We start from the raw sequence: 17,403 nt of genomic DNA, 5'->3' as shown, positions 1-17,403 counted from the left end.
GATGACGCACAGCACCCCGTCGGAGGCGCCGGTCGCGTTGGTCACCGGAGCCGCGTCCGGCATCGGAGCGGCCACCGCCCGCCTGTTCGCCGAGCGCGGCCACCGGGTGGTCGCCGTGGACGTGGACAAGGAGGGGCTCGCCGGGCTGGACGCGCTGGACGGTGTGGCCACACTCGTCGGCGACGTCTCCGAGGAGGACGTCAACACGGCAGCAGTCCGTCTCGCCGTGGACCGCTTCGGCCGTCTCGACGCGGCGGTCCTCAACGCCGGCACCGGCGGCGCCGGACCGCTGGAGTCGCCCGGCGCGATCGAGCGATTCGACCGGCTCTTCGCCGTCAACGTCCGCTCCGTCGTCCTCGGCATCCGGGCGGCCGTACCCGCCCTGCGCGCGGCCGGAGGCGGTGCGATCGTCGCAACCTCGTCCGTCTCCGGCCTCCGCGGAGACCCCGGGACCTGGGGCTACAACGCCACCAAGGCCGCCGTCATCAACCTGGTGCGGGGCACCGCCATCGACTACGCGGCCGAGGGTATCCGGATCAACGCCATCGCGCCCGGCGGCACCGCGACCGCGCTGACCGCCGCGCAGGTCGCCGACCCGCGCTTCTCCGAGCTGATCACCAGCAGGATCCCGGTCCACCGCTGGGCGTCCCCCGGCGAGCAGGCGGAGGTCATCTGGTTCCTGACCTCGCCGGCCGCCTCGTACGTGACTGGGGTGACCGTCCCGGTCGACGGCGGGCTGAGCGCCAACGGGGGCATCCTGCCCCCGCCGCCCGGCCCCGCGGCCGAGTGAGCCGCACCCCCGGCCGCCACCCCATGTCCACAGACTCACTACCCATCCATCCATCCACACACCCGCAGAACAGGACGCGCGATGAGCACTGACACGTATGACATCGAGGCCAACAAGGCCGTCGCCAGGCGCTACTTCGAGGAGTTCGTCAACGACCGCAGGCTCGACGTCCTCGAGGAGATCGTCGCCGCGGACGCCGCCGACGAGACCCGGGTGGGCCCCGGCGGCAGCGGCACCCGCGACGACTTCCGGCAGCACGCCCAGTGGGTGTGGGACAACGTCAAGGACCTGCGCGTCTCGGTGACCGACCTGGTCGCCGAGGGCGACCGGGTGATCGTCTTCTGGCGGATCGAGGGCATCCACGCCGGGGACATCTTCGGCGTGCCGGCCTCCGGCAGGCCGTTCACCGGACACAGCATCAGCACCCTGACCGTCCGCGACGGCCGGGTCGTGCGCTACACCGTGCTGCCCGACCGACTCGGCATCATCCGGCAGCTCGCCGACACCGACCAGTGACCCCCCGCCGCCCGGCGGCAGGCCCCCGCCACGGACGGGCCTGCCGCCGGGCGGCGCACTTCCCGAGGAGCGATCTTGACCCTGACCTCCGCCCTGACCCCCGAGGACATCGAGGAACTGCGCCGGCTGCTCGCGCGGTTCGCCCACGTCTTCGACAACGGCGACACCGCGGCCCTGGAGGAGGTGTTCACCGAGGACGGTGTGATCGTCCTGGCCGGCCCGGGCCGCGAGTTCCACGGACTGGCGGCCATCCGGGAGTTCAACGCCGCCCTCGGGGAGCAGTCCCCCGACCACCACACGCTGGACACGGTCTTCAGCGTCGACCCGGCCGACCCGTACGGCACGGTCCGCGCCCACAGCCGCTACCTCGCCGTGCTCCCCGACGGCAGCGTCCACAACGGCGACTACGTCGACGTCCTGGTCCGCACCCCGAAGGGTTGGCGGATCGCGCACCGCCGGTCCGTGCCCCGGTACCCCGTACGGGTTCCCTAGGGGTTCGCTAGGGGCGTGCGGGCCGGGCCGCCGCATTACGTTCAACGTCATTCCCCCACGTCACAGCCAGTCGGCAGTCCGCCGCGCGCCCGTCCGCGACCCACCGGAGTTCCCTCATGCCCCTCGACCGTTCCAGAGCGATCGTCCTCACCGCCGTCGGTTCCGTATTCCTCGCCGCCTGCTCCGGCGCCTCCCAGCCGGGGAAGGCCGACGCGGCCGGCAAGCCGGTCGGCGGCGGCTCGCTCACCTACGCCGTGGACACCGAACCGGTGTCGTTCGACATCCACGCCAGCCCGCAGGACATCACCGGCGCCATCCAGCGCAACGTCTTCGACTCGCTCGTCTCCCAGGACGCCAAGGGCGACTTCCACCCCTGGCTGGCCACCAAGTGGACCGTGTCCGACGACCTGAAGTCCTTCACCTTCCATCTGCGCGAGGGCGTGAAGTTCACCGACGGCACACCCTTCGACGCCCAGGCCGTCAAGGTCAACTTCGACCGGATCGTCGATCCCGCCACCAAGTCCCAGTACGCCTCCAGCCTCCTCGGCCCCTACACCGGCACCACCGTCGTCGACGACCACACCGTCACCGTGCGGTTCTCGTCGCCGGTCGCCTCCTTCCTCCAGGCGGCCAGCACCCCCTACCTCGGCTTCTACTCCCCGGCCGCGATCAAGAAGTACGGCAGCAGGCTCAGCGCCGGCGGAGCGGCCGACGTGGGCACCGGCCCGTTCAAGTTCACCGGCTACACCAAGGGCCAGAGCGTCACCCTGACCCGCAACCCCGACTACGACTGGGCGCCCGCCACCGCCGGCCACGAAGGCCCGGCCTACCTCAAGAAGCTGACGATCCGCTTCCTCTCCCAGGACGCCACCAGGGTCGGTGCCCTGACCAGCGGCCAGGTCCAGGCCGCCGACCCGATCCCGCCCGCCGACGTCAAGACGGTCAAGGCGAACCAGCAGCTGTGGACCCTCACCACCCAGTCGCCCGGCGCCAACTACGCCCTGGTCCTCAACACCACGCAGAAGCCGCTGGACGACATCCGGGTCCGCCGGGCCGTCCAGCGCGGCATCGACATCGACACCGCCGTCAAGAGCGTCTACTTCGGCGTCTACAAGCGTGCCTGGAGCGCCGTCAGCCCCACCACCCCGTACTACGACAAGTCCCTGGAGGACACCTGGGACTACGACCCGAAGCTCGCGGCCGGGTACCTCGACGAGGCGGGCTGGAAGAAGCGCGACGCGCAGGGGTACCGCACCAAGAACGGCAAGCGGCTGAGCATCGAGTGGCCGCTGATGCCGCAGGAGTACATCCGCGAACAGCGCGACACCCTCGGCCAGGCCATCCAGGCCGACCTGAAGAAGCTCGGCATCGAGATCAAGCGCCCCCGTCTCGACATCGGCACCTACCTGAAGAAGGTCTACGGAGGCCAGGAAGGCATCGCCGACTACAGCTGGGCCCGCTTCGACCCGGACGTGCTGCGCCTGTACTTCAACAGCGCCAGCGACCCGCGCAAGGGCGGCCAGAACGCCACGTTCTACAAGGACGCCGACATCGACAAGTGGACCGAGCAGGCGCAGGGCACCCTGGACAAGGACGTCCGGCGCAAGCTGTACGGCGACACCCAGAAGAAGGTCGTCGAACTCGCCACGGAGATCCCGCTGTACGTCCGCACGTCCGTCGCCGGCGTCTCCACCTCGGTGCACGGACTGAAGACCGACCCCAACACCTGGGTCAACTTCTACGACGCGTGGATCGGCAAGTGAACGTCCCCGGTCTGCTGAGATCGATCGCCGGGCGCCTGGCGGCCGCGCTGGCGGTGCTGCTCGGCGCCGCCACCCTGGCGTTCCTGACGCTCCAGCTCATCCCCGGCGACCCGGTGTCGGTGATGCTCGGCCCCGGCAACGCGGCCTCGCCCGAGGTGCGGGCGGAGATCACCCGCACCTACGGGCTGGACCGGCCGGTGGCCGTGCAGTACCTGCACTATCTGGGCAATCTGCTCACCGGTGACCTGGGCGAGTCGTACCAGCTGCAACGGCCGGTCGCCGGCCTGATCGGCGAGCAGCTGTGGCCCACCGTGCAACTCGCCCTGTTCGCCCTGCTGCTGGCCGTCACCGGCGCCGTCGTCCTCGCCGTGGCGACGGCCGGCCGCCGCCCCGCCCTGCGGGGCCTGGCCTCCTTCGCCGAACTGCTCGCGGTGTCCACCCCGTCGTACTGGACCGGCATCCTGCTGCTGACGGCGTTCTCCTTCCGGCTGCGGATCTTCCCCGTAGCCGGGGCCCAGGACTTCGCCTCCCTGGTGCTCCCGGCGGTGACCCTCGCGCTGTCCCTGGCCGGGGTTCTCGCCCAGGTGCTGCGGGAGGGACTGGAGACGGCGCTGGGTCAGCCGTTCGCGGTGACCGCGCGGGCGCGGGGCCTCGGCGACACCGCCGTACGGCTCCGGCACGCCCTGCGGCACGCGGCGATCCCCCTGGTCACCCTCACCGGCTGGCTCACCGGGTCGCTGCTGGGCGGCGCGGTCCTCGTCGAGACGGTCTTCGGCCGGCCCGGGATCGGCGCGCTCACCCTCCAGGCCGCCACGAACAAGGACATCCCGCTGGTCATCGGGCTGGTGCTGCTGTCCGCGTCCGTGTTCGTGCTGCTGTCCCTGCTGATCGACCTGCTGTACGCCGTCATCGACCCCCGGCTCAGGACCCGGTGACATGCGCATCCCCGACCACCCGGCCGGACCACCGCGCGCCCGGGCCGCCCTGCACCCCGTGCCCCGCATTCCGTGCACCGCGCCGCCGCGCCTGCGCTCGCCCGGCGCCCCTGCCGCCCTCCTCCTCCGGCTCCTCCGCAGTCCGCCGCCGACGAGAGATCATCCTCCGCCGGCGAGAAAGGCCCCTGAACCCATGACCGTCGCCACCACCGTCGCCGCACTCCGGCGCGCGCCGCGCGGGCGGCCGTGGCCGCGCACCGTCCGACCGGTGCCGCTGATCGCCACGGTCGCCCTGATCCTCATCGCCCTCGCGGCGGCCTTCCCCTCGCTGTTCACCTCCGACTCGCCCATCGAGACCGACCCCGCGCACGCGCTGGCCGGACCCGGGCCCGGCCACTGGTTCGGCACCGACCAACTCGGCCGGGACATCTTCACCCGCGTGCTGTACGGCACCCGCACCTCGGTGCTCCTCGGCCTCGGCTCCACCCTGCTCGCCATCGTGGGCGGCGCCGTCCTCAGCCTGACCGCGGCCCTCGGCGGCCGGTGGGCCGACCGGACGCTGATGCGGCTCGCGGACATCCTGCTCGCCCTGCCGCCGATCCTGCTGGCCCTGCTCGCGGTGACCGTCCTCGGGCCGGGCTCGGTCAACGTGGCGATCGCCATCGCCGTCGCCTTCTCGCCCGGCTACGCCCGCATCGTGCGGGCCGAGACCCTGGTCGTGCGCACCTCCGGGTACGTCGAGTCCGCCACCGTGCTGGGCCTGCCGCGCCCCCTGCTGATCCTGCGGCACATCGTGCCCAACGCCCTCGGCCCGATGCTGGTGCTCGCCACCGTCGGCTTCGGGTCCTCGCTGATCGCCGCCTCCGGACTGAGCTTCCTCGGCCTCGGTCCGCAGCCGCCCTCACCCGAATGGGGAACCATGCTCTCGGAAGGCCGCAACTTCCTCGCCACGGCCTGGTGGACCGGGGTCTTCCCCGGCGCGGCCATCACCGGCACCGCCCTCGCCGTCAACGTCGTCGGACGGCGTGCCCAGGCCCGCTTCACCCGGAGGACCGACGGATGAGCCTCGTCGACGTCGAGCGACTCCAGGTGTCCTTCGGCCCCCTCCACGCGGTCCGGGACGTCTCCCTCTCCCTCGACCGCGGCGAGTGTCTCGCCCTGGTCGGCGAGTCGGGCTCCGGCAAGAGCGTCACCGCCCGCGCGCTGGCCGGACTGGCCGGCCGCGGCTCCGCGGTCACCGCCCGCCGCTTCGACTTCGACGGCACGGACCTGCGCACGCTGAGGGAACCGGGCTGGCGGTCCCTGCGCGGGCGCCGCATCGGGTTCGTCCTCCAGGACGCCCTGGTCTCGCTGGATCCGCTGCGCCGCGTCGGGGACGAGATCGCCGAACCGCTGCGCGTCCACCGGTCGCTGCCCCGGGCCGACGTGCCCGCCCGCGTCGTCTCCCTCCTGGAGGACGTCGGAGTGCCCGAGCCCGCCCGGCGGGCCCGGCAGTATCCGCACGAGCTGTCCGGCGGGCTGAGACAGCGCGCCCTCATCGCCTCGGCCGTCGCCGCCGGGCCCGACCTGCTGATCGCCGACGAGCCGACCACCGCGCTCGACGTCACCGTGCAGGCGCAGGTCCTGGCGTTGCTCGACAAGCTCCGCGGCCAGGGCACCGCCCTGCTGCTGATCAGCCACGACCTGTCGGTGGTGGCCGGCCTCGCCGACCGGGTGGCCGTCATGTACGGCGGACGCGTCGTCGAACAGGGCCCCACCGGCCAGGTGCTGAAGACCCCGCGCCACCCATACACCCGCGCCCTGCTGGACGCCGTGCCCGCCACCCACGCCAAGGGCACCCGGCTGTCCTCACCCCTGCCGCCCGGCACCCCCGCACAGCCGGAGGGCTGCGCCTACGCCGCCCGCTGCGCCCGCGCGGACGACGACTGCCGCACCGCGCTGCCGGAACGCGACCCGTACGGCAGCGTGTGCCACCACCCGCTGACCGTCCAGGACCGGCCTGCCCGGACGCCCGACGCCCCGGCCGCCGGCACCTCCGAGACGCCCGCTCCCGGGGCGCCCCTGATCGTGGCCGAGCGCCTCACCAAGCGCTACCGGGCGCCCGACGGCTCCCCTTACCACGCCGTGCGCGACGTGTCCCTGACCCTGCACCGCGGCGAGGCCCTCGGCATCGTCGGCGAGTCCGGTTCGGGCAAGACCACGGTCGCCCGCATCCTGCTCGGCCTGACCGAACCGGACGAGGGAACCGTCAGCTTCGACGGCTCGGCGTGGACGCGGGTGCCGGAGAAGGAGCGGCGGCCGCTGCGCCGGCGCGTGCAGGCCGTGCAGCAGGACCCCCTCGGTTCCTTCGACCCCCGCTACGACGTGGAACGGGTGATCGGGGAGGCGGTCGCGCGGGCCGGAGTGCGCGGCCGGCGCGCGCGCCGGGCGCGGACTGCGGCCCTGCTCGAACAGGTGGGGCTGCCCGCATCGGTGCTGGCACGGCGGCCGCGGGACCTCTCGGGCGGACAGCGCCAGCGGGTCGCCATCGCCCGCGCCCTGGCACCGGCCCCCGATGTCGTCGTCTGCGACGAGCCGGTGTCCGCGCTGGACGTCTCCGTGCAGGCGCAGATCCTCGACCTGCTCGACGACCTGCGCCGCGAGACGGGCGTGACGCTGCTGTTCATCTCCCACGACCTGGGAGTCGTGCACCACATCAGCGACCGGGTGCTGGTGATGCGGGACGGACGGGTCGTCGAGTCCGGCGACGTACGCACCGTCTTCGACAGTCCCGCCGAGCCGTACACCAGACAGCTCCTGGCCGCCGTGCCGGGACGCCCGTTCGCCGCGGCGCCGGATCCTGCGGACGCACCGCGCTGAGACCTCGTGCACGACGAACCGACGCTGGCGTCCAAGGGCCCGAAGCGGACCCTGCTCGCGCCCGACGTGGTAGGAACCGCCGAGCAGATCCTGGAACAGCTCACCGCCGACCCCGTCCCGCCGAGGTGTCGGAGCTGCGCCTGGAGTTGCCGTACGAGTTCCACCGCGAGGAGTACGAACAGATCCTGCACGACGTGCGGCACCTGGTCGCGCCCCAACTGGGCTCGGACCCCGCCGGCCCGTCCGCACGGGGTGCGTTCGCGCGGTGACGGCGTGTCGGCGAAGTGCTTTTCCGGCGAGCGCATCGCGCCGACGCCACCGGCCGACGGGCCGACGGGCCGACGGGCCGACGGGCCGGTGCGCGACGGGCTGCACGACGGCCGGGGCCGGCGAGGGGCGCGGGAGTGCGGCCTCGGCGTGCGGGGACGGGTGAGACGTCGCACGACAGCGGGGAGCGGGGGAGCTGGGATCACTCGAAAGTCCGGCCGGTGCGGCCGGATGCGGGGTCAGCTACGACACAGGGAGCTGCGTGGGCCGCCGCGCTGTGCGTGTCCGGAGAGGTGGCCTGACCGGCCCCGGCCGGGTCCGGGAACATAACCGGCAGGACGTCACAGCCCCCGGCCGTCCGGCGTGATCGTGCGGGCGATGCGGTCGGCGTGCAGGCGTACGGCGTCGGCCAGGTCGAGCGAGCCCTGGGAGATGACCCACTGCAGTTGCAGGCCGTCGCTGACGGCGATGCACTCCCGGGCGACCGCCGCGCAGTCGGTGTCCTCGCGCAGCGTGCCGCGCTCCACGGCCCGCCGGAAGAGCTCGGCGAGTTCCTCTGCCGCGCGCCGGTAGCGGTCGGCGAAGAGGGCGTGCGCGGCGCTGGTCGGGTCGGCGGCCTCCGCCGAGGTCAGCACGAACAGTTCGATGAGGCCCGGCTCGGCCAGGTGGCGTTCGGTGGCCGCGACCATGGCGCGCAGCACGTCCGTCCCGGCGGCGTCCTCCGGCAGCCCCGCCCACCACTCCGCCTCGGTGGCGAAGCGGTGCTCCATGACGGCCAGCAGCAGGTGCTTCTTGCTGCGGAAGTGGTGCAGCAGTCCGCCCTCGGTGATGCCGACGTCCTCGGCGATACGGCTCAGCGCGGTGCGGTGGTACCCCTCCTGCGCGAACCGCTCCGCCGCCGCCTGGACGATCTTCTGGCGTCTGGCGATGCCGACCGAGTAACTGCCGCGCGGGCCCCGGGTGCTGCTCGTCATGAGGCTCACCGTAACCACTCGGCGGGGCCGGAGAACGCCCGGGTGGCATTCGGCCCCGCCGGCTGTGTGACCTGGATCACTCCTCAAAAACCTAGTGCACTCGGTTTTCAGTGCGCATCATCGTCCGGAAACCTCGGCGTGACGATGCGCCGACCTCCCCCCGGAGCGACCATGAACACTTCGTCCGACCCGGCGCGCCCGCAGACGCCCGCCACGACCGCCACCGGCCCGACGGCCGCCACCTCCACCACCGGCACCGAGCGCTGGAACGCGACCGAACTGCGCAGGCTCACCGCGCTGATCTGGCCGGGCCAGCTCCTGGTGGTGGCGGGCATCGTCGCCGCCAACGCGCAGCCGCAGATCGCCCAGCACTTCCACACCACGCAGATCGCCTGGTTCAGCCTGGCGTTCACCCTGGCCACGATCGTGGCGACGCCGTTCGCGGTGCGGCTGGGCGACACCTACGGCAAGCGCCGCGTCATGCTCGTACTGGCGGCCGCCGGCCTGATCGGCGACGTGATCACCGTCCTCGCCCCGAGCTATCCCGCCATGGTCGCCGGCCGGGTGATCGGCGGCCTGTACGGACCGGTCGCCGTCCTGGTGCTCGCCTCGGTCCGTGACCTCTTCCCGGCCCGGAAGGTGGCCGTCGCGCTGGGCACCGTGGCCGGCTCGGTGGGCGTGCTCGCCCTGCTCACCCCGCTGCTGTCCGGCTGGCTGCTGGACGCCTTCGGCTGGCGCGGCGCCCTGTGGTTCCTCGTCGGCTCGACCGTCGTTGCCGTCGCGATGCTGCTGTGCGTGCCGGAGACGCCGCGCCGGGCCGCCGCCGGCCGGCTCGACTGGCCGGGAGCCTGCCTGCTCGGCGGCGGCCTCGCCCTTGTCGTCTTCGCGCTCGGACAGGGCCGCGACCGGGGCTGGACCTCCGCGGGAGTCGTCGGCTCGCTGGCCGGGGGAGCGGCCGCGCTCGCCGTCTTCGCCGTTCTGGAGCTCAAGGTGGCCGCGCCGATCCTCGACCTGCGGATGCTCGGACGCCGTCCGGTGGCGACGGTCCTCATCGGATCCTCCGTGCCGCAGGCCGCCTACTTCGCCTCGCAGACGATCCTGATCTTCCTCGCCCTGTTCCCCGCCATCCCGCACGTCTCCGACGGCCTGGGCTGGACCACCACCCACAACGCGGTGGTGGGCATTCCCGCCGGACTGGTCACCTTCGCCGCGGGCGTCGCCGTGGGCAACGCCGTCCGCAGGGTCAGCCCCCGCACCGTCTGGTACCTCGGCCTGGCGATCCTCACCGCCGGCATGGTGCTGGCCGCGTTCCTCCACCGCGACGCAACCGAGATCATCGTGACCGGGGTGGTGATGGGCCTGGGCGGCGGCATCCTGATGTCCGGCCAGCAGGCCATGATCGTGTCGGTCGTCTCGCCGGAGGAGCAGGCCGCCGCCAACGGCATGTCCTCCCTGCTGACCCAGGTCTTCCTCACCCTGACCAGCCAGCTCCTCTTCACCGTGCTGGCGGCCGACTCCACCGTGGTGCAGGGCACCGCCTTCTACCAGGACCGGGCGTTCACCCACGCCTACCTGGCGATGGCCGCCGTCGTCGCCGCGGGCCTGCTCGTCTCCCTCGCCATCCCGCGGCTGCGCCGCCCCTCGGAGACGGCGCCGGCGGCCGCGGCCGCTCCGGTCCCTACGCCGGCCGCGCCCGCCGCCTGAGCCACCGCACACCGGAAGGACCCGCCGTGCCCCCGACCCGCCCCACCCACCTGCGTGTGGACCACCTCGACCGCCCCCTCGGCACGTCCGAGCCCAGGCCCCGCCTCTCCTGGCGGCTGCCGCGCGGCGCCGCACGCCAGCTCGCCCACCGCGTCCGGGCGGGCGAGTGGGACTCGGGGCGGGTCGACTCACCCGCCAACACCTTCGTGCGCTACGGCGGTCCCGCCCCGGCGTCCGCCACCCGCACCGAGTGGCGCGTGAAGGTGTGGACCGACCTCGGCGAGAGCGATTGGTCGGAGCCGTCCTGGTGGGAGACCGGCCTGCTCCGCCCCGACGACTGGCGGGCGCACTGGATCGAACCCGCGGAGACCACGCCGGCCGAGCCCGGCCACCGCCCGGCCCACCTCCTGCGCCACGTCTTCGGCCTCGGCAGGCCCGTACGGACCGCCCGCGTGTACGCCACCGCGCACGGCGTCTACGAGCTCTTCCTCAACGGCCACCGCGTCGGCGACGCCGAACTCACCCCCGGCTTCACCGCCTACCGCTCCCGCCTCCAGGTGCAGACGTACGACGTCACCGGCCTGCTCACCCCCGGCGACAACGCGATCGGCGCGGTGCTCTCCGACGGCTGGTTCCGGGGCCGGCACGGCTTCGCCCGCGAGGCGGACGGCTTCGGCACCAGTACCGCCCTGCTCGTGCAGCTCGTGGTGACGCACACCGACGGCGCCCGCACCACGATCGGCACCGGAACCGACTGGCGCAGCGCCCGCGGCGCCGTCCTCGCCGCGGACCTGATGGACGGCCAGCGCACCGACCTGCGCGCGCACGACCCGCGCTGGGCGACGCCGGACTTCGACGACGGCGGCTGGGACAAGGCCCGCCCCGCCGAGGGCGGCCTGTACGCCGACCTCACCCGCCTGACCGGCCCCACCGCGCCGCCCGTACGGCGGGTGGCGGAGATCCGGCCGGTACGGGTGAGCGAACCGCGGCCGGGCCGCCATGTCGTCGACCTCGGGCAGAACATCAACGGCTGGGTCCGGCTGACCGGCCTCGGCCCGGCCGGCACCCGCCTCACCCTCGTCCACGGCGAGGCGTTGGACGAGGACGGCGACGTCACCACCGACAACATCCGGGCCTTCGACTGGGCCACCCGCCGCCCGCTGCCCGCCGGCCAGGTCGACACGGTCGTCTCCGCCGGCCGCCCGGGCGAGGCGTTCGAACCCCGCCACACCACCCACGGGTTCCGCTACGTGCGCGTCGAGGGCCATCCCGGACCGCTGACCGCCGACGACGTCACCGGCGTCGTCGTCCACACCGATCTGACCCGCACCGGCTGGTTCACCTGCAGCGACGCACGCGGCGACCGGCTGCACGAGGCCGCCGTGTGGAGCCTGCGCGGCAACGCGTGCGACGTGCCCACCGACTGCCCGCAGCGCGAGCGGGCCGCCTGGACCGGCGACTGGCAGGTGTTCGTGCCCACCGCCGCCTTCCTCTACGACGTCGCCGGATTCACCGCCAAGTGGCTGCGCGACCTGGCCGCCGACCAGTGGGCCGACGGCGTCGTCCCCAACTTCGTGCCCGACCCGGCCGGCGAGGCCGGCCGCCGCGCGTCCGCCGAGGGCGGCATGAACGGCTCGGCGGGCTGGGGCGACGCGGCCGTCATCGTGCCCTGGGAGATCTACCGCGCCTACGGAGACCTGGACCTGCTGCGCGAGCAGTACCCGTCCATGCGCGCCTGGGTCGAGTACGCCGCCGGGCAGGCGCGCACCCGCCGTCACCCGGACCGGGCCGCCGCCCGCCCGCATCCGGCGGCGCACGAGGAGTTCCTGTGGGACACCGGCTTCCACTTCGGCGAATGGCTCGAACCCGGCGTTGCCCCCGACCTGGACCCCGCCCGCGACCGCGGCGACGTGGCCACCGCCTACCTCTGCCGGTCGGCCGGCCTGCTCTCCCGTGTCGCCGCCCTCCTCGGCAGCCGCGACGACGCCGCCCGCTACCGCCGCATCGCCGACGGCGCCCGCGCCGCCTGGCGCCACGAGTACGTCCGCGCCGACGGAGCCACCGTCCCCGACACCCAGGCCACCCTCGTCCGCGCCCTCGCCTTCGGCCTGGTCCCGCCCCACCTGCGCGCCCACGCGGCCGGCAGGCTGGCGCAACTGGTCCGCGCGGCCGGGACCCACCTGTCCACCGGCTTCCTCAGCACCGCGCTGCTGCTGCCGGTGCTCGCCGACCACGGCCACCTCGACCTCGCCTACGAGCTCCTGCTGCGGGACACGCCGCCCTCCTGGCTCGCCATGATCGACAAGGGGGCGACCACCGTCTGGGAGGACTGGGAGGGCGTCGATGAACAGGGCCGCCCGAAAATGTCCTACAACCACTACAGCAAGGGCGCGGTCGTCTCCTTCCTGCACCGGTACGTCGCCGGCATACGCCTGCCCGACGAGCCCGACGAGCCCGACGAGCCCGACGGCATCGATGCGGAAAGCGCCGGATACCGGCGGTTCGTGATCGCCCCGCGGCCCGGCGGCGGGCTGACCTCGGCGTCGGCCCGGCACGACTGCCCGCACGGCACCATCCGCTCCGCCTGGGAGCGGCACGGCGACAGGTTCGCCCTCACGGTGGAGGTCCCGCCGGGCACCGAGGCCGACGTCCGCCTGCCCGGGGGCGCCCGGACCGTCGCGGGCCCCGGCACCCACCGCTTCGACGACCTCATGTGAGAGCGTCGCTATCCGTCCTGCCCGGGAGCGGCGCCCTTCACGACGGTGGGCCTGGCGCGGCGGATCTGCGGCACCGTGGTGACCATGTGCAGGGTGGCCCGGTCGCTGAGGCACGCGAGCCGGTGCGGGACGTCGCCGGGGAAGCGGGCGAAGTCCCCGGCGACCAGGTCCACGGGCTCGACGACCGGGCCCGTGCGCACCTTGCCCGTGATCACGTAGATGTGGTGCAGCGTGCCCGGCGAGTGCGGCTCGACGACCGCCGGCTCGCCGGCCGTGCGCTCGATGCGCAGGGACAGGGTGCGCACGTAACCGGAGCCGTACGTCTCGTCGAGCAGGCGCTCCGACCAGCCGCGGGCGTCGCTCCACTCGCCCTCCGTGTGCCGCTGGACGTAGACCGGGGTGCCCCACTCGGTGAGCAGGCGCCGGGCGGGCATGTCGAGGGCCGCGCCCAGCAGGGAGAGCGTCTCCACGGTGGGGTTGCCGGACCCCTGCTCGATCTTCGACAGGGTCTGCTTCGACAGGCCCGAGCGGCGGGCGAGGTCACCCAGGGACATGGCCCGCTCCAGCCGGAAGCGCCGGACGTTGCGGGCCACCAGCTCGTTCTCGCGGGCCAGGGCGTCACTTTTAATGTGCATGTTGTCATTGTTGACGAACCGCCGCCCGGCTCGCATCCTGTGTCACGTAAATGTTTCCACACCGTGTACTCAAATTGACGCGGACCCCTCGAAACTGAGGTGAGCCAACCATGACCTCCCCCGTCGCCAGCACGTCCCGGGACGACCGGGCCGCCGTCGACAAGGCGATCAGTCTCCTCATCGCCTTCGGCGACCGGGCCAGCAGCGGGGTAGGCGTGAGCGAGCTCGCCCGGCGGGCGCAGCTGAGCAAGTCGACCGCGCACCGGGTGCTCGGCATGCTGGAGCGCAACGGGGTCGTGGAGCGGGTCGGCACCGACTACCGGCTCGGCGAACGCCTGCACGACCTGGGGCGCGCGGTGTACGCCCCGGGGTACGAGGGCATCCGCGACGTGCTCCTGCCCTTCCTGACCGACCTGTACGAACTGAGCCGGCAGACCGTCCACCTCTCCGTCCTGCACGGCACCGACGTGGTCTACCTGGCCAAGCTCTACGGTCACCGGCCGGCGCCGGTCCCCTCCCGCATCGGCGGCCGGCTGCCCGCCCACGCCACGGCCGTCGGCAAGGTGCTGCTGGCCTACGACTCCCGCGCGGCGGCCCAGGTGACCTCCACGCCCCTGCAGCGGTTCACCGAGCACACGATCACCGACCCGGACGCGCTCGCCGCCGAACTGGAGCGGATCCGCCGCACCGGCGTGAGCTATGACGACCAGGAGAGCCAGCACGGTCTGAACTGCGTGGCCGTCCCCGTCCTGGGGCACGGCGGCCGCGCGGTCGCGGGACTGTCGGTGGCGGGCCGCGTCGGCGAGTTCGACCCGCGCCGCCTCAGCTCCGACATGCGCCGCATCGCCGCGGCGGCCTCCCGCGCCTGGACGGTCCGCGGCCCTCGCCCCCGCGCCGCCCACCCGACCGGCCTGCGCACCGCCCTGCCGACGGGATGATCCCGCGCGCCGGCACCCGCACCCCGCGGCCCCAGCCATCGACCGACGTGGACCGACGTGGACCGACGTGGACTGACGAAGGCTGACCAGGACTGACGTGCGTACTCCGACTGACGTGCGTACTCCGCCCGGCCGCCGGGGCCGCTTCGCGCCCGGCGGCCGGGCGCTGCGCCGTTTCCGCCGCGTCGGCCGTCCGAGTCCCCCTTGGAACTCCGGCCGGAACTCCATCGGAATCCCGGCCGCTCCGTCCGAAGCCCAGCCCGACGGAACCCCGCCCGAACCCTGCCGGAACCCCCGACGGAACCCAGCCCGAACCCGGCCGGGCGGCGGTCCGCCCGGCCGATGTGACCGGTCTCTCAGTCGGCCGATGCCGTCCGCTACCCGTTCACCGGGCGGAAATCGTCCCGCCAAGTTGACGCCACCACCGGGACAGGACCCCCTGCCATGACCGTTACCGGTCCGCGGGGTCCCCGGAGTCCGTGAAAGCGGCGGTCACCGTGCCGAGTCCGGAGACCGGAGATCTCGGCGCGCACGGTCACGCCGGGGGCGACGACGGCCATCGGGCCGAGCGCCCCCCGAGTTCCGCGCCGAGCACGAAGGTGATCTCCGCCTCCGCCTTCGGCTGCAGCAGACGCGACACGGGCGCCCGCCCGGCGACGCCGGACACGTCCATGTCCGGCGAACAGGACGCCGAAGTCCGCCCCTTCACGCCGAGTTGGCGCCGCACCGCGTACGCGGCCGCGACGTCCTCGCGCCCGAGGAGGTCGCGGACCGGCGCGCAGGGCCGGCGCTCGGCGGCCGCGGCCTCCAGCCGGCGCACGGCCTCCTCGGTCACTCCGGCGTCCGTGGTCGTCAGCTCGCTTCCTGCTGCGCCGTCGCCACCGCGAAGCCCGCGATCCACTCGGGGACGGGCGTGTAGAAGCGCGAGGTCATCCGGTAGGCGCCGGTGGCCGCGAGGGAGGCGAACGCGGCGACCCAGGTACGCACCTCGTGCGCGGAGCCGCCGCCCTCGGCGGCCATCCAGTCCACGGTCCAGGAGTCCACCTCCGGCAGCCGTCCGCGGTCGGCCAGCGTGTCCAGCACCAGGTTGTCCCACTCCGGGCTGAGCGGGATCATCCGCGTGGAGCCCGCCGCGTAGTCCCGGCCGGCCTGGATGACGCGCTCCTCGCCGCGGGCCCGCTGCTCCGGCGTCGGCGGGTGCCCCTCGATGAGGGCGTCGGCGACCCGCGGCGGGGCGCCCTCCAGCACCGGTACCGGCGGGTCGTGGGACAGACCGCCGGAGGCGATGAACAGCACCCGCCGGTCCAGGTCGGCCGCGGCCTCGCCGACGGCCGTGCCCAGGGCGCGGATACGGCTCACCGGGCCGAGCGGGGTGGCGACGCCGTTGACGAAGACGGGCACGACGGGGACCTCGGCGATGCCGCCGAACAGCACCTCCAGCGGCTGGGTGAAGCCGTGGTCGACGGTCATCCGCGCCGACACGGTCAGGTCGACACCCCGGTCCAGCACACCGCGCGCCAGGGCCTGCGCGGCCTTGGCGTCCACGGACAGCGGACCGGCGGACGAGCCGAAGTCGCCGACGGCGTGCGCCTCGGTGGCCAGGCAGAAGGGCGGCATCTCCTTGTAGAAGAAGCCGTTGTAGTGGTCCGGGGCGTACAGGACGACCAGCTCCGGGTCGAACGCGCGGACGAAGGCGCGCGCCTCTTCGACGGCGGCGTCCACGGCCGCGACGACGTCGGGGGCCGGGTCGTTCTTGCCGATGAGGGGGGAGTGGGACAGGCCGACAACGGCGGCGGTCATGACGGTGCTCCTCAGGGGGCCGAGGGGGAGGGGTGGACGACGAGTTTTCCGGTGAGCCGGCCGTCGATCATGAGCTGGAAGCCCTTGTGGATCTCGGCCAGCGGCAGCGTGCGGTCGATGACCGGACGGACGCCGGTGGCGTCCATCATCTTCAGCAGGGCCACCAGCTCGCTGCGCGTGCAGCCGGTGGAACCGAGGACGCGCTGCTGGAGGTAGAAGACGCGGCCCAGGTCGGCGGGCGGGTTCATGCCGCTGGTGGCGCCCGCGATCACCACGGTGCCACCGGGGCGCAGGGACTTCAGCGAGTGCGACCAGGTCGCCTCGCCGACGGTCTCGATCACCACGTCCACGCGCTCCGGCAGCCGTTCGCCGGTCGCTACGGCGGCCCGCGCGCCCCACGACAGCGCCTCGGCCCGCTTCTCCTCGCTGCGGCTGGTGGCGTACACGACGGCGCCCGCGGCCACGGCCAGCCTGATGGCGGCCGAGGCGACACCGCCGCCCGCGCCCTGCACCAGCACCCGGTCGCCGGCCCGGATCCGCGCCTGGGTGAACAGCATCCGGTACGCGGTGCCCCAGGCGACCGGCAGACAGGCGGCCTCGTCGAAGGACAGCCAGGACGGCTTGGGGATCAGGTTGCGGGTGGGGACGGACAGGAACTCCGCGAAGGCGCCGTCGTGCTGTTCCGACAGCAGCGCCCGCCCCGGGTCCAGGGTCTCGTCGCCCATCCCGGCGTCCGGGTCGGCGATGACGGGATACACGAGCACCTCGTTGCCGTCCTCGTCCCAGCCGGCGGCGTCGCAGCCGAGGATGATGGGCAGCCGGTCCGGCGGGTGACCGACGCCGCGCAGCGTCCACAGGTCGTGCATGTTCAGCGAGGAGGCGGCGACCCGGACGACCGACCAGCCGGGCCGGGGCCCGGGCGGGGGAACGTCGCCCAGCACCAGCCCGGCCAGCGGGTCGGTCGCGCTCTGGGATACGGCGGTGGCGGCAAGCATGCGGCCACGCTCCCCCGC

Annotated in this window: 16 protein-coding genes; 11 read left to right on the top strand and 5 right to left on the bottom strand. The window is 73.7% G+C overall.

From position 1 onward, the window contains the following. Position 1 precedes the first annotated feature (1 nt). From ACZ5GT_RS05270 to ACZ5GT_RS05235, 8 genes are all read left to right on the top strand, one after another. On the top strand, positions 2-790 hold the full coding sequence (locus ACZ5GT_RS05270; RefSeq protein ID WP_469014427.1) for an SDR family NAD(P)-dependent oxidoreductase: 789 nt from the start codon (positions 2-4) through the stop codon (positions 788-790). A gap of 81 nt (positions 791-871) precedes the next feature. After that, positions 872-1,306 (top strand): ester cyclase, encoded by a 435-nt coding sequence (locus ACZ5GT_RS05265; protein ID WP_469014419.1) that lies wholly within the window; start codon positions 872-874, stop codon positions 1,304-1,306. A 75-nt stretch (positions 1,307-1,381) separates the two neighbouring features. Next, positions 1,382-1,798 (top strand): nuclear transport factor 2 family protein, encoded by a 417-nt coding sequence (locus ACZ5GT_RS05260; protein ID WP_469014410.1) that lies wholly within the window; start codon positions 1,382-1,384, stop codon positions 1,796-1,798. 116 nt (positions 1,799-1,914) lie between these two features. Then, a complete protein-coding gene (locus tag ACZ5GT_RS05255) occupies positions 1,915-3,561 on the top strand; it encodes an ABC transporter substrate-binding protein (protein WP_469014405.1) in 1,647 nt (548 codons plus the stop codon). Continuing rightward, a complete protein-coding gene (locus ACZ5GT_RS05250; RefSeq protein WP_469014403.1) occupies positions 3,558-4,496 on the top strand; it encodes an ABC transporter permease in 939 nt (312 codons plus the stop codon). The genes ACZ5GT_RS05255 and ACZ5GT_RS05250 overlap by 4 nt, the downstream gene beginning before the upstream one ends. A 193-nt stretch (positions 4,497-4,689) precedes the next feature. Then, on the top strand, positions 4,690-5,559 hold the full coding sequence (locus ACZ5GT_RS05245) for an ABC transporter permease (protein WP_469014401.1): 870 nt from the start codon (positions 4,690-4,692) through the stop codon (positions 5,557-5,559). Beyond that, a complete protein-coding gene (locus ACZ5GT_RS05240) occupies positions 5,556-7,355 on the top strand; it encodes a dipeptide ABC transporter ATP-binding protein (protein ID WP_469014399.1) in 1,800 nt (599 codons plus the stop codon). The genes ACZ5GT_RS05245 and ACZ5GT_RS05240 overlap by 4 nt, the downstream gene beginning before the upstream one ends. Positions 7,356-7,480: 125 nt before the next feature. Continuing rightward, positions 7,481-7,624: a hypothetical protein gene (locus ACZ5GT_RS05235; protein WP_469014395.1), complete on the top strand. Its 144-nt coding sequence runs from the start codon at positions 7,481-7,483 to the stop codon at positions 7,622-7,624. A 339-nt stretch (positions 7,625-7,963) separates the two neighbouring features. Here the strand turns inward: ACZ5GT_RS05235 and ACZ5GT_RS05230 are convergent, their stop codons facing one another. Next, a complete protein-coding gene (locus ACZ5GT_RS05230; protein ID WP_469014391.1) occupies positions 7,964-8,596 on the bottom strand; it encodes a TetR/AcrR family transcriptional regulator in 633 nt (210 codons plus the stop codon). A 171-nt stretch (positions 8,597-8,767) separates the two neighbouring features. Here ACZ5GT_RS05230 and ACZ5GT_RS05225 point away from each other — a divergent pair, with 171 nt between their 5' ends. Next, the gene (locus tag ACZ5GT_RS05225; protein WP_469014384.1) at positions 8,768-10,300 is read left to right on the top strand and encodes an MFS transporter; all 1,533 of its coding nucleotides are present in this window, start codon (positions 8,768-8,770) and stop codon (positions 10,298-10,300) included. Positions 10,301-10,326: 26 nt separating this feature from the next. Continuing rightward, positions 10,327-13,017, top strand: a complete 2,691-nt coding sequence (locus tag ACZ5GT_RS05220; RefSeq protein ID WP_469014381.1) for a family 78 glycoside hydrolase catalytic domain — start codon at positions 10,327-10,329, stop codon at positions 13,015-13,017. Positions 13,018-13,025: 8 nt separating this feature from the next. On the opposite strand, the gene ACZ5GT_RS05215 is transcribed toward ACZ5GT_RS05220, so the two are convergent. Further along, positions 13,026-13,652 (bottom strand): helix-turn-helix domain-containing protein, encoded by a 627-nt coding sequence (locus tag ACZ5GT_RS05215; protein WP_469014378.1) that lies wholly within the window; start codon positions 13,650-13,652, stop codon positions 13,026-13,028. 110 nt (positions 13,653-13,762) lie between these two features. Here ACZ5GT_RS05215 and ACZ5GT_RS05210 point away from each other — a divergent pair, with 110 nt between their 5' ends. Next, positions 13,763-14,590 carry an IclR family transcriptional regulator gene (locus ACZ5GT_RS05210; protein ID WP_469014375.1) on the top strand — a complete coding sequence of 276 codons (828 nt, stop codon included), beginning with the start codon at positions 13,763-13,765 and terminating at the stop codon, positions 14,588-14,590. Between the two features lie 535 nt (positions 14,591-15,125). On the opposite strand, the gene ACZ5GT_RS05205 is transcribed toward ACZ5GT_RS05210, so the two are convergent. From ACZ5GT_RS05205 to ACZ5GT_RS05195, 3 genes are read right to left on the bottom strand one after another with little or no spacing between them, the layout of a single operon-like run. Then, positions 15,126-15,425 carry a hypothetical protein gene (locus ACZ5GT_RS05205; RefSeq protein WP_469014373.1) on the bottom strand — a complete coding sequence of 100 codons (300 nt, stop codon included), beginning with the start codon at positions 15,423-15,425 and terminating at the stop codon, positions 15,126-15,128. Between the two features lie 17 nt (positions 15,426-15,442). Beyond that, the gene (locus ACZ5GT_RS05200) at positions 15,443-16,390 is read right to left on the bottom strand and encodes a 3-carboxyethylcatechol 2,3-dioxygenase (protein WP_469014371.1); all 948 of its coding nucleotides are present in this window, start codon (positions 16,388-16,390) and stop codon (positions 15,443-15,445) included. An 11-nt stretch (positions 16,391-16,401) separates the two neighbouring features. Beyond that, complete coding sequence (locus ACZ5GT_RS05195) at positions 16,402-17,385, bottom strand: zinc-binding dehydrogenase (protein WP_469014368.1); 984 nt, start codon at positions 17,383-17,385, stop codon at positions 16,402-16,404. Between the last annotated feature and the right edge of the window lie 18 nt (positions 17,386-17,403).

It is taken from the genome of Streptomyces sp. NPDC031340, assembly GCF_055569945.1.
The sequence above is the reverse complement of the archived record's forward strand: the minus strand, read 5'-3'. Positions and strand labels throughout refer to the sequence as shown.